Source organism: Pantoea sp. X-Soil-ISGK-421, from assembly GCF_059730785.1.
In genome coordinates this window covers 1728200-1741262 of record NZ_AP035979.1, presented here as the reverse complement: position 1 = coordinate 1741262, position 13063 = coordinate 1728200, and the positions used below count along the sequence as shown (strand labels likewise).

Below are 13063 nucleotides of genomic sequence, written 5' to 3'. Positions count from 1 at the left end.
CTGTTATCCATGTGTCGCTTCAGGCAGGGCGGCCGATTGCTGCTTTTTTTCATGTCTGCGCAGCAGCACCACCTTACTTTGTAATTTTTGCTGGAACTGGTCGATCACCACGGCGGTGACAATCACTAACCCTTTAATGACCATTTGCCAGAAATCGCTGACGCCCATCATCACCATGCCATCGGCGAGGAACACGATGACAAAGGCCCCGATAATCGATCCCGATACCCGACCACGTCCGCCAGCCAATGCCGTACCGCCCAGCACCGTGGCGCCGATGGCGTCCATCTCGAACATGTTGCCGGTCATCGGATGCGCAGTTTGTAGCTGCGACGCCACAATCAGTCCCACCAGCGCGGCACACAAACCGGAAAAGGCATAAACAAAGACTTTGACTTTGATGATGGGCACACCTGCCAGGCGCGCCGCCGATTCGTTGCCACCGGTGGCGTAGATGTAGCGGCCGAGCGGTGTTTTACGTGTCAGATACAAACCCAGCAGCAGGAAGCCGAGCATCATCCATATCGGGATAAACACGCCCAGCACCGACCCCGAACCCAGCAAAGCAAAGCCGGTGTTGCCGAGCGCCGGTGTGCCGACGAGGTTGGCGTAAGTGCTGCCGTCGTTAAACAGCAGCGCAGCGCCACGTGCGACGTACATCATGCCGAGCGTACAGATAAAGGGCGCCACGCCGAGTCGCGTCACCACGGTGCCATTAATCAGTCCCAGCGCAATGCCGAACAGCGCCACCACCAGAATCACTTCGGGCACGTTGAAAAACAGGACATTGCCGCCCCACAGCGGCACGCCATTGGTGAGCAGCGCGCCCGCCACCATGCCGCAAATGCCCGCCACAGCGCCCACCGAGAGATCGATGCCACCGGTGAGAATCACCAGCGTCATGCCGATCGCCAGCAACCCGGTGATCGCCACATGCTGCGTCATAATCAGCAGGTTGGAGGTCGTGAGAAAGTTAGGCACCATAAAGCTGAAGAAGCTCACCACAATGAATAGGGCAATAAAGGTGCGCGCCTTAAGCAGGTACATATAGAACAGGTATTTTTGATTCATCGTCTTACTCTCCAGCGGGCTCAATCATGCGGCGTTGAGGCGCTAATCAGGGCTTCGCGCGTGACCACCGCGCGCGGTAAGTCGGCGGTGATGCGACCATCCGCCATCACCAGAATGCGATCAGCCAGCGCCATTACTTCATCCAGCTCGGACGAGGAAAACATCACCGCCAATCCTTGCTGCGCCAGGTTGCCAATCAGGTGATAAACGTCAGTTTTTGCCCCCACATCGATGCCGCGCGTCGGCTCATCCAACAGCACCACTTGCGGCCCGGTCATCAGCGCTTTGCCAAGCACCACTTTTTGCTGATTACCCCCGCTTAAGGACGTAATTGGCAGCTCGGGATCGCTGACTTTGATGGCGAGATGACCAATCATTTCATCGACGCGGCGCTGCTCTTTATGCGGATTGAGCATGCGCCAGCAGCGACGAAAGCCACGCAGACTGAGATCGCTGAGCGTCATGTTGGCGGTGATCGACATGAGCTGCACCACGCCTTCGGTTTGACGATCTTCCGGTACCAGCGCGATGCCTTTTTTCAATCGCTGCTGGAAGCTGCGTTTCTCCAGCGCTTCGCCGTTGAGACTGACGCTGCCCGACTGACAATGCATCATGCCAATCAGCCCTTTGAACAGCTCCGTGCGGCCCGCGCCGAGCAAACCGTAAATGCCAATCACCTCGCCTTTACGCAGCGAGAAAGAGACATCATTGAGCTTGTAGCCGCCGTTTTGATGCAGAGCGGTAAGCCCGTTCACGCTGAGTATCGTTTCGCCTTGCGTTGCCGGTTGATAATCGAAGTGCTTTTTCTTATCACCCACCATCTGCTCAATGATCCACGGGATCGAGGCGTCGCGAACGTCACGCTCGCTGATGAAACGTCCATCGCGGAAGATGGTGATGTGATCACCAATCTCCATCAGCTCTTCCAGCCGATGCGAGATATAGATGATGGTGACGCCGCGCCGTTTTAGCTGGTCGATAACGTTGAACAGCACCTTCACTTCTGACTGACTCAGTGCGCTGGTCGGTTCATCCATGATCAGCACGCGCGTGTCCTTAGATAACGCACGTGCAATCTCCACCAGCTGCTGATGGCCGATACCGAGTTCAGCCAGCGGCGCATAGGGATCAACATCCAGTTCCAGCCGCTCCAGCAGCGCTTTGGCGAGTGAGTATTGATACTTCTCGTTGATCACGCCGCGCTGGAAAAACTCATTGGCCATAAAAATGTTGTCCATCACGTTCATGTTGGGAAACAGGTTCAGCTCCTGGAAAATAATGCTGATGCCCTGTTTTTCCGCCTGATGCGTGGAGCTCAGCGCCACCGCCTCACCATCCAGCAGAATTTCGCCGGAGGAGGGGATCTCGACGCCAGCCAGCATTTTCATCATGGTGGATTTGCCCGCGCCGTTTTCGCCAATCAGCACGTTGACCTTGTTGCGATAGACGCGGTAATTGACCTGATCCAGGGCGGTAACGCCGGGATAAATACGTGACACATTGCGGGTTTCGATAATCACATCCAGCGGCCCGTCGGGCGGGATTTGCGACATAGCCCTCTCCTTATTGCCGGGTGATTTGCGCCGGTGTGATATCGGGCGCCTGCTGCGGAATGTCCCAACTGCTGAACACGCCAGCAATCGCCACTTTGTCGCCCACTTTCGGCTTAAATGCCTGCATCATGTCGGATGCCTGCTGATTGATGGTGCGACCGAAATCGCCAAACATCACCTGATCATTGAAGTCCTGATAGCTGACGCCTTTGTAAACATCACGTAATGCAGTACCGCGAATAATTGGCCCGGTTTGCACCGTTACGCTGGCACCCGAGATATCTTTCAGCGTCATCTTGCCGCTGCGCGAGGTGGTATTCACTGCCGTTACCTCGCCATTCAGGCTGACGCTGAATACGCAGGGATTCTCTTCCTGACTGCGATAGCCGTAGGTTTTACAAGCGCTATCAAAATCCGTGGCCGACTGGAGCGACTTCATCAGTTCTGCCAGCGGTTTCGCGTCATGGGCAATTTGCGGTACCAGCTTTTGCTGCCACATCTGTGTGATATTGCCCATGTTGGCATTGGGCGGATTTTTCAGGTCGGCCAGCTCCTGCTGCGACACAATGCGGCAACCGCTAAGGATCACGACAGGAAGCAGTAACCAGAGTCGTCTGTGCATCACATTCTCCTGGGCGCCCGGTGACCGGGCGCACCGCGTTGATTACGACTTGAAGTTAAAGTCCTGCACGCCTTTGGCGTTGTCTGGCGTGATAAGAATGCCGCGGAACATGACGCGCTGCTTCTCAGGCTTGGTGCCTTTCTGAATAAAGTTGTCGAGGTCGGTTACGCCCTGCGCGGCGATGGCTTGCGCCTGCAGCATTACCGTGGCTTTCAGGTCGCCTTTCTCCACCGCATCACGTTCATCATTGCTGCCGTCAATGCCCACCACGATGACATCGCTACGGCCCGCCGCTTTCAGCGCCGCAATCGCGCCCAGCGCCACCGGTCCGTTACCGCAGATCACCCCTTTCACATCCGGATGTGCCTGCAGGATGCTGTCCATAATGCGTTTGCCGTCAATCAGCGTGCCTTTCGCATCCTGACGCGCGACACTTTTCATGTCTGAATATTGGTCGAGAACCTGGTGGAAGGATTTGGAACGCGTGACGCAGTTGTTGTCGGCAAGGTTACAGGTGAGTTCAGCGTAGCTGCCCTTTTCACCCATCTTCTCAACAAAGACGTTCGCCACGTCGGAACCGGCCTGGAAGTTGTTATGAGTGATTTGTGCCAGCGCCACGTCATCCACCGGAATTTCGCGGTTAATCAGCACCACAGGAATTCCGGCATCTTTGGCTTTTTTAATTGCCGCAACGCTGGCGGTGGAGTCGGCGTTATCCAGCACAATGCCCTGTACTTTTTTACCGATGGCGGCATCAATCAGTTCACTTTGCTTTTTCACATCTTCGCCATGCGACAGCACGCTGGTTTTATAGCCCAGCTCTTGCGCTTTGAGGTTGGCACCTTTGGCTTCAGAGGCGTAATACGGGTTATCCAGTGAGTTCACCAGGATCATGATGGTGCCCTTTTCGGCAGCGAAACTGGCTTGCGCGATCAGGCAACTGGCAATGGCAGTCAACAGCAGGGTAGGTTTTTTCATGGTGGTTTTCTCTTTGTTGTATTTGCAGGGTCAGCCGCTCTGGTGTTGGCGCGGCGTTACCAGATGGTAAAGCCACCGTCGATCATCAAATCTGCGCCGGTGATCATGTCGCTGCCGTTGCTGGCGAAGAACAGCACCGCAGCGGCGATTTCGTCGGTATAGGCAAAGCGTCCCAGTGGGATGAGTTTTTTCATCTGTTCGCCCTTCTCACCGCGCCAGGCTTTTTCACCCATTGGCGTCAGCACCACGGTGGGCGACAAGGTGTTGACGTTAATGCGATGCGGAGCAAACTCTTTGGCCATCACTTTGGTCATGCCGAGCAGGCCGGCTTTGGCAGAGGTGTAGGCAACGTGGTTGTCGATAGCGATGGATGCCGCCTGCGAGGCAATGTTGATGATTTTGCCGCCGTTACCGGCACGCACCATGCGTTTACCCGCCGCCTGCGAGCAGAGGAAAGGCCCAGTGAGATTGACGTCAATCTGCTTTTGCCACTCGGCAAAATCGGTTTCTAATACCGGCTGCAACATGACGTAGCCCGCGCAGTTCACCAGAATATCGATCTGGCCATAATGCTGTTCGACGTGATTGAATGCCGCGTCAACCGAGGAAGGATCGGTTACGTCACAGCACACCAGCAGCACGCGATCGGCCGCAAACTGATCCTGCACGCCAGCCACTTTGTCGCTTTCGAATGGCGGATAGAGCAGCGCCAGCCGCGCCCCTTTCTCCAGCAGCATGGCGTTACTGGCCATCGCAATCCCGCCTAGCCCGCCAGTGACCACCGCCACTTTCCCGGTTAAATCCTGCTCAATGTTCACGCCGTAGCGCAGGTTAACGTCATATTCCCCACTCATTCACTCACTCCTTTCATCATTACGCTACGACCAGGTTTACCGCTGGCAGGATTATCGTTATTACAAATATCATTTTCGAACAAAAATATAAGCTATCGATAAATAATGGTTTGTGGGGAAGATCAAATTTCATACAAATTGCAGCAATAAAAATTATCCCCATGATTTTATTGAATTTGAAAAAATGACGGCATGTGGCGCATGGTTAGAGTGGCTAACGGCTTTCTGCGAAATCAATCGCATAGCTGATTATTATTTTCATTCGAAAATCATCATTTCTGGAAGCTGCCTCGCAAATGGCCAAAACGCAGAGTAAAATCAGCTCGGGTTTACTTTTTGGTGGAATCAGACCGTGATTGGAAAGAGGGAGCATTTCGATTGAAAAGCAAAACTGAGCAGTTGGCTGATATGCAGCAACGCCGTGAGAAGATTCTGGAGATGATCCGCGAAGACGGCACCGTCACGGTAAAAGCGTTAACGGATACCTTTGGCCTGACGGAAGCGACCATTCGTACCGATCTGCGCATGTTGCAGCAAGAGGGGCACGTGCAGCGTTATCACGGCGGCGCTACGCTGATGACCGGCAAGCGGAATACCGGCGCGATGCTGCTGGAGCGTCAGACGCATCTCGATGAAAAACAGGCGATTGGCCGACTTGCCGCACAGTATGTTGAAAATGGCGATACGGTGATTTTCGATTCCGGCACGACCACCACGGCGATTGCCGAAGCGATTAGCCATATACGCCGGTTGTCAGTGATCACGACCGCGGTGAATATTGCGCTGAAGCTGGGCGGTGAACCGGGCATCAATATTTTGCTGACCGGCGGCACCTTCAAGTTTCCTACGCTATCGACATCGGGAGAGAAAGCCGCCTCGTTTTTCGAAAACGTCCTGGCGGAGAAGTTGTTTCTTGCCACGGCGTGTATCTCACCGCGTTTGGGTTTGAGCTTTCCCAGCGAGACCGATATCAAGGTTAAACTGGCGATGATCAAATCCGCCAATACCGTCTATGTGGTGGCCGATTCCAGCAAGATTGATAAGGTTTCGATGTTCGCCTTGCCGTGCGACTGGAGCCATATTCACTATCTGATTACCGATAGCGGCATTACTTCGGCGCAGATCGCGGCGTTTGAGGCGTTGGGTGTACAGGTGCTGGTGGCGGAAGCGGAAGGGTTGAGAAAACGTGCGGCATCGTGATTTTACTGCACGCTTTGACCAGGTGGGCATGCATGCCCACCCTACAAAACGGCGTAGGGTCGGCATTTATGCCGACCGCTAGCCAAAACATTAAAACCCTAAGCTATCCAGCAGGTCATCAACCTGATCCTGGTTCGCGACCACGCCGGGTGCATTGGCATGGATCTGCGGACCATTTAGCAGGCTGGTCGCATCCTTACGGGCTGCGGCGTTGGCTTCTGGCATATTCTCCAACAGCACCATCAACAGCTGACGCTCGATCTCCTGGATCACATCCATCATGCGCTTGATCACCTGACCGGTAAGGTCCTGGAAATCCTGCGCCATCATGATTTCGAGCAACTGCTTGTTGGTGTACGACGTGTGTCCCGGAACGTCAGTCAGGAACTGGCGCGTATCCGAAACCAACTCGCGCGCATCTGTCAGTTCAATCGGATTTTCAAACCACGCATCCCAGCGGCCTTTCAGCTGGTTGGCGTTGGCTTCCATTTGGTCCTGGTGTGGCTGCGCTGCTTCAACGCAGTTCAACGCACGTTCAGCCGCTTGCGCCGTCATTTGCACAACATAATCCAGACGATCGCGCGCGTCAGGAATTGCTTCCGCCGCTTCTGCTATTGCCTGGTCTAACCCCAGCTCACGCAGACTGTCGCGCAACATGCGCGTCAGTGAGCCGATGCGGGTAATAATGTCGTGTGCCGAGGCTTCTTCGGTTGATTTCGGAAGGTCGCTCATCACATCTCCTTACATACCCAGTTTTTCGAATATTTTGCCTAACTTCTCTTCCAGCGTGGCCGCGGTGAACGGTTTCACCACGTAGCCGCTGGCGCCCGCTTGCGCTGCTGCGATGATGTTCTCTTTCTTCGCTTCCGCGGTGACCATCAGTACCGGCAGTTTACTCAGCGTGGCATCGGCACGAATGGTTTGCAGCAGTTCCAGACCGTCCATGTTCGGCATGTTCCAGTCTGAAACCACGAAATCAAAGCCGCCTGCACGCAGTTTAGTCAGGGCATCGACGCCGTCTTCTGCTTCTTCGACGTTATTGAATCCAAGCTCTTTCAGCAGGTTACGGACGATACGACGCATCGTATTGAAGTCATCCACCACCAAAAAGCGCATATTTTTATCAGCCATATCTACTCCCGTGTTGTCTCGTCCAGCAGGACGGGCTTGTTAAATTCGCAATGCCTGTCCGGCGCTAATTTTCGCCAGCATGTGCTGACTGATGTGGCCCAAATCGACCACTTCACTGGTGCCGCCCATCGCAATCGCTTCGCGCGGCATGCCAAATACCACGCAGCTGGCTTCATCCTGGGCGATGGTCCAGGCGCCGGCGCGATGCATTTCCAGCATCCCGGCCGCGCCATCGTTACCCATCCCGGTCAGGATCACGCCAACCGCATTTCGTCCTGCATGGACCGCCACCGAACGGAACAGCACATCAACCGATGGCTTGTGTCGGTTCACCGGCGGACCGTCATTCAGTTTCACCACATAGTTCGCGCCACTGCGCGCCAATTCCATGTGCATCGCGCCTGGCGCGATATAGGCATGGCCCGGTAAAATACGCTCGCCGTCTTCCGCTTCTTTCACGGTGATCTGGCACAGCTTGTTCAGTCGCTCGGCAAACGAGCGGGTAAAACCCGGCGGCATGTGTTGCGTAATCAGCAGCGCCGGACTGGTCGCCGGCAGCGGCTGTAATACATGGCGAATCGCTTCGGTGCCGCCGGTGGACGAGCCGATGGCGATCAGCTTTTCACTGCTCAGCAGCGGCCCCGCTTTCAGCATCACCGGCATCGGTGCAGAGGCACGCACATGCAGTTTGGCGCGCGCGGCGGCGCGAATTTTATCGGCAATCATCTGGCTATAGGCCAACATGCCTTCACGGATGCCAAGCTGTGGCTTGGTGACAAAATCCACCGCACCTAACTCCAGCGCGCGCAGCGTCACTTCCGATCCTTTACCGGTCAGCGAGGAAACCATCACCACCGGCATCGGACGCAGGCGCATCAGCTTCTCGAGGAAATCGAGGCCATCCATGCGCGGCATTTCCACATCCAGCGTCAACACCTGCGGGTTGTACTGTTTGATTAAATCCCGCGCCACCAGGGGATCTGGCGCACTCGCGACCATCTCCATATCGGGATGGCTGTTGATGATTTCCGTCATCAACTGACGCATTAGCGCAGAGTCATCCACGCACATCACGGTGATTTTGCTCATCGTCTTTCCTTGCTCAGTCCATAGACTGTCTGTCCACGCAGCCAGAACTCTTTACTGATCTGACTAAAGTTCTCTGAATGCCCGGCAAACAGCAGACCGCCGGGTTTCAGCAGGGGCACGAAACGGCGCAGAATCTGTTCCTGCGTCTCTTTATCGAAATAGATCATCACGTTGCGACAGAAGATCGCGTCGAACGGACCCGGCAACGCCCAGTCGTTGGCCAGTAAATTCAGTTGCGAATAGTTCACCATGTTGGCGAGGTCGGAACGCACGCGCACCATGCCTTCGTGCGGGCCAGTGCCACGCAGGAAAAAGCGCTGCAGCTGCGACTGCGATAACGTGCGCAGCTCTTCCTGGCGATAGACGCCCGCCACGGCTTTTTCTAACACCTGCGTATCAATATCGCTGGCGTGTACCTGGAATTTACCCGGACCGGTGCCCAGCGTTTCTGCCAATGTCATGGCGATGGAGTACGGCTCTTCGCCGGTTGAGGCGGCGGTGCTCCACACGCTGTAATTCCCCGTGCGCTTACGCGCATGATCCGCGAGGATCGGGAAGTGATGCGCCTCGCGGAAGAAAGAGGTCAGGTTGGTGGTCAGCGCGTTGATAAACGCCTGCCACTCAGCACTGTTTTGGTCGTGTTCCAGCAACGCCAGATAACGACCAAAGTCATCGATATTCAGCGTGCGCAGACGACGCACTAAACGGTTGTAAACCATCTCGCGCTTGTGGTCGGCCAGCACAATGCCCGCGCGCTGATAAATCAGCTGGCTAATACGACGAAAATGAGTATCTGAGAGCGGTAAGCGCTGCACCATTTGCGAGAGCAGCGATGTCGCTTCACTTTGATCCAATAACGTCGATTTCTTCATTTCAGGTCACCCGGCAACAAACTGTTTAAATTGTGATACTGCGGTTGCTACTGTGCTGCCAGTCGCGCCATTCTCATGGGCCGCCTTGCGGCGGCCACAAGGATTAAAAGGTTTCCCAGTTATCGTCAGTGCTACGTGCGCCTGCAGGTGCCAACGTTTTTGGCGCACCAGAACGCAAACTTTTTGCCGCTGTAGATACGTTAACGGCCTGAACGACAAATTCTTTACCTATATTGAACACCGCAACCGACTGTTTCAGTCGGCTTGCCTGATCTTCCAGCGCGGCCGCCGCGGTAGCAGACTCTTCTACCAGGGCTGCGTTCTGCTGCGTCACGCGATCCATCTCGTTTACCGCCAGGCCAACCTGATCGATACCACGGCTCTGCTCGTCCGACGCCGAGGCGATTTCGCCCATGATGTCGGTGACGCGCGTGACCGCATTCACGATGTTGGTCATGGTTTCCCCGGCGCTCTCCACCAGCACGGAACCGGTGTTGACGCGGCTGACCGAATCTTCGATCAATCCTTTAATCTCTTTCGCCGCCTGTGCGCTGCGCTGTGCCAGACTGCGCACCTCACCCGCTACCACGGCAAAACCCCGTCCCTGCTCACCGGCGCGCGCAGCTTCTACAGCGGCGTTCAGTGCGAGGATATTGGTCTGGAAGGCGATGCCATCGATCACGCTGATGATGTCAGCGATTTTCTTCGAGCTGCCGGTGATCTCTTTCATGGTGGTGACCACGCCATCCACCACTTTGCCGCCCTGCTGCGCGGTTTCAGAGGCGGTGAGCGCCAGTTGCGATGCCTGACGGGCATTTTCAGCATTCTGCTTCACCGTAGCGGTCAGCTGCTCCATGCTGGCAGCGGTCTCTTCCAGTGAAGCCGCTTGCTGCTCGGTACGCGAGGAGAGATCGTTGTTGCCCATGGCGATTTCGCTGGCCCCGGTATAGATCGCATCGGAACCGTCACGCACGATACGCACCGTCCGCGCCAGTTCTTGCTGCATCTCTTGTACTGAGGTCAGCAGTTCGCCCATCTCATTGCGCACACTGATTTCCACCTGCTGCGTCAAATCGCCACGTGCAATGTGACGAATGTGCTCGATGCTCTGCTTCAGCGGACGAATCAGCACCGTGCGCATGCCGCTCCACACCAGCGCAATCACCAGCAAGGTCACCAGCAGCGTGCCTACCACCAGCATGATGGAACGGGTGTAGGCCGCTTCATTTGCCTCAATGCCTTTGTTCGCCAGCACGATGTTGTAACCCATCCACGCGTTGTAATCTTTGGCGAATTTGTCCTGGAATCCTTGCGTCGGTTGATCGACAAATCCTTTGAAATTTCCGCTACCGAGGAAATCGATCAACTCACCCAGTGCACCCCGATAGGCGTTGTAGTTGGCCTGCAGCGTCAGCACGTTCTCTGCCTTTTTGCCCTTTTCAGACAGGTTGGCGTTAAATTCGGCAAAACCTTCATCAGCGTGCTTCAACTCCTCGCTCGCCAGCGCTACCAGATCTTTCACGGTTGCGCCTGAGCCAGCCTGCTGACTGTCCAGCAGGTATCGGATGCCCGCACGGTTCAGCGTATTACGCGCCTGAACCAGCGATACCCATGAGGTGCCCATTGCCCGCTGCAGCGTGCTCAGACGCTGGTTATAGGCAAAATTATCTTTATCGGCTTTTACCGTGGAGTAGAACACCCCACCGGAAAACAGCTGCAGTAAGGCAAAGAGCGCCAGCACGCACAGCAGGCCGGATACAACACGAATACGACTTAACATAAACACCTCATTGGTTGGCGGATCGCTCCTGTTATCGGCTTTCCTGAGGGGATCTTTATGTGTGTTAGAAGGGGTTGGACCAGCGGGGATGAAGGAGGTCGCCATGCATGGCGACCCTACGGATGAGCTACAGGTTTTGTAGGGTCGGCATTCATGCCGACCTGCTACTCAGACGTTAAAACGTTTCCCAATTACCTTCCGCCACCGGCGCGCTCACCGCTTTGCGCGGGACGCTGACGGCCTGACGCACCTTCGGCTGCGCCTGAGTGGCGCGCGGAATGCGGAATACGGCGACAGACTGGCTCAAACGGCTCGCCTGCTCTTCCAGTGACGCGGCGGCAGAGGCTGACTCTTCTACCAGCGAGGCGTTCTGCTGCGTGACGCGATCCATCTCGGTCACCGCTTGCCCTACCTGATCGATACCGCGGCTCTGTTCATCCGATGCCGAAGCAATCTCGCCCATAATATCGGTAACGCGCGTAACGGCGCCGACGATATCATTCATGGTTTCTCCGGCGGTGCCGACCAGCTGCGAGCCGTTATTGACGCGATTTACCGAGTCTTCAATCAAGCCTTTGATCTCTTTCGCCGCTTGTGCACTGCGCTGCGCCAGGTTACGCACTTCACCTGCCACCACGGCAAAACCACGGCCCTGCTCACCGGCACGCGCGGCTTCAACCGCCGCATTCAGCGCCAGGATATTGGTCTGGAAGGCAATGCCATCAATCACACTAATAATGTCAGCGATCTTCTTCGAACTGCCGGCAATATCCTGCATGGTACGCACCACACCATCAACCACCTCGCCGCCTTTGCGCGCGGTGTCGGAAGCGCTGAGAGCCAGCTGTGAGGCCTGACGCGCATTTTCCGCATTCTGTTTCACCGTAGCGGTCAGCTGCTCCATGCTGGCAGCGGTTTGCTCCAGTGAAGCGGCTTGTTCTTCAGTCCGCGCCGAAAGATCGTTATTACCGGCGGCGATTTCGCTGGCTCCGGTGAAAATCGCATCGGAACCATCGCGCACATTGCCTACGGTGCTGACCAGCGACTGCTGCATTTCATGCAGGCTACCGGCCAACTGGCTCATTTCATTACGCCCTTCCACCACAATGTTTTGGGTGAGGTCGCCTGCGGCGATATGGCGAATATGTGCCAGCAACTGATGCAGCGGCTGAATCAGCACGCTGCGTAAGCCGAACCAACAGCCAACAATGACGACAATCACCACCAGCGCCACAGACGCCAGCAGCCACATCATGGTGTGGAAGGCACGCTGATTTTGCGCCACGCCTTCCGCTGCCAGCTCACTTTGGGCCGTGCGCCACTCTTCGTAGGTGGCTTTCATCGCCACTTGTTTGGCTTCAATGTTCTGCGCAAACATCCCTTGCAGATCGTTGGCTTTCAGGCGTTCCAGCATCGCTTTGAGTCCGTCATTAAACGCGGCATAGTTCGCTTCTAATTTATCGCGCAACGCATCCGGCAAGCCCGGTGTGGCGGGGGAATCGTAGTAACGTTGATAGTGGCCTGCGGCAACATCGAGCTGCTTTTCAGTCTGGGCAATTAACGCGCCCAACTGACCGCCATTGGCCTGCGCCGCCATGGTGCCCTGCATACGCAGCATGGCGCGGTTGAGCACCGTGCGGGTTTGGTTCAGTTCAATCCAGGCATCGGACATCGCGCCAACATTGTTGGTTGAGATCTGCGCCACCGCAAACGCCTCTTTATCTTTTTGTAAGGCAGACCAGAACAAGCCTCCCGACAGTAATTGTAAAGCGCCAAAAACCAGTAATACGGCAAGTAAACTGGTCACTACATTGATTCGTTTTAACATGGGATCTCCAGGGATTCGTTTCAGCTTCCCCCGTTATCGACCAATATTCTGAATTTTTCAGGGTGCTTAAGCGACTTTACAAATT

Annotated in this window: 12 protein-coding genes; 1 reads left to right on the top strand and 11 read right to left on the bottom strand. The window is 55.5% G+C overall.

The features are described 5' to 3' along the window. Positions 1-3 precede the first annotated feature (3 nt). From AC6I8K_RS08115 to AC6I8K_RS08095, 5 genes are read right to left on the bottom strand one after another with little or no spacing between them, the layout of a single operon-like run. The gene (locus tag AC6I8K_RS08115) at positions 4-1071 is read right to left on the bottom strand and encodes an ABC transporter permease (protein WP_064741001.1); all 1068 of its coding nucleotides are present in this window, start codon (positions 1069-1071) and stop codon (positions 4-6) included. Positions 1072-1091: 20 nt separating this feature from the next. Then, entirely contained in the window at positions 1092-2624 is a 1533-nt protein-coding gene (locus AC6I8K_RS08110; protein WP_483817239.1) for a sugar ABC transporter ATP-binding protein, read from the bottom strand. Positions 2625-2634: 10 nt separating this feature from the next. Continuing rightward, on the bottom strand, positions 2635-3246 hold the full coding sequence (locus AC6I8K_RS08105; protein ID WP_497826498.1) for a DUF2291 family protein: 612 nt from the start codon (positions 3244-3246) through the stop codon (positions 2635-2637). 42 nt (positions 3247-3288) lie between these two features. Beyond that, positions 3289-4224: a D-ribose ABC transporter substrate-binding protein gene (locus tag AC6I8K_RS08100; protein WP_064740998.1), complete on the bottom strand. Its 936-nt coding sequence runs from the start codon at positions 4222-4224 to the stop codon at positions 3289-3291. Positions 4225-4280: 56 nt separating this feature from the next. Beyond that, positions 4281-5078: a GolD/DthD family dehydrogenase gene (locus AC6I8K_RS08095; RefSeq protein ID WP_064740997.1), complete on the bottom strand. Its 798-nt coding sequence runs from the start codon at positions 5076-5078 to the stop codon at positions 4281-4283. Between the two features lie 378 nt (positions 5079-5456). Here AC6I8K_RS08095 and AC6I8K_RS08090 point away from each other — a divergent pair, with 378 nt between their 5' ends. Then, positions 5457-6278 carry a DeoR/GlpR family DNA-binding transcription regulator gene (locus tag AC6I8K_RS08090; RefSeq protein ID WP_483817237.1) on the top strand — a complete coding sequence of 274 codons (822 nt, stop codon included), beginning with the start codon at positions 5457-5459 and terminating at the stop codon, positions 6276-6278. Between the two features lie 90 nt (positions 6279-6368). On the opposite strand, the gene cheZ is transcribed toward AC6I8K_RS08090, so the two are convergent. The 6 genes from cheZ to AC6I8K_RS08060 form a co-directional block, all read right to left on the bottom strand. After that, the gene (gene cheZ / locus AC6I8K_RS08085) at positions 6369-7010 is read right to left on the bottom strand and encodes a protein phosphatase CheZ (protein ID WP_007892566.1); all 642 of its coding nucleotides are present in this window, start codon (positions 7008-7010) and stop codon (positions 6369-6371) included. A gap of 9 nt (positions 7011-7019) precedes the next feature. Next, a complete protein-coding gene (gene cheY / locus AC6I8K_RS08080) occupies positions 7020-7409 on the bottom strand; it encodes a chemotaxis response regulator CheY (RefSeq protein ID WP_497826497.1) in 390 nt (129 codons plus the stop codon). A 39-nt stretch (positions 7410-7448) separates the two neighbouring features. Then, a complete protein-coding gene (locus tag AC6I8K_RS08075) occupies positions 7449-8498 on the bottom strand; it encodes a protein-glutamate methylesterase/protein-glutamine glutaminase (RefSeq protein ID WP_064740995.1) in 1050 nt (349 codons plus the stop codon). Continuing rightward, positions 8495-9370, bottom strand: a complete 876-nt coding sequence (gene cheR / locus AC6I8K_RS08070; protein ID WP_064740994.1) for a protein-glutamate O-methyltransferase CheR — start codon at positions 9368-9370, stop codon at positions 8495-8497. The genes AC6I8K_RS08075 and cheR overlap by 4 nt, the downstream gene beginning before the upstream one ends. Before the next feature lie 103 nt (positions 9371-9473). Next, a complete protein-coding gene (locus AC6I8K_RS08065) occupies positions 9474-11150 on the bottom strand; it encodes a methyl-accepting chemotaxis protein (protein ID WP_497826496.1) in 1677 nt (558 codons plus the stop codon). Between the two features lie 175 nt (positions 11151-11325). Continuing rightward, positions 11326-12978 (bottom strand): methyl-accepting chemotaxis protein, encoded by a 1653-nt coding sequence (locus tag AC6I8K_RS08060; RefSeq protein ID WP_497826495.1) that lies wholly within the window; start codon positions 12976-12978, stop codon positions 11326-11328. Positions 12979-13063: the final 85 nt, after the last annotated feature.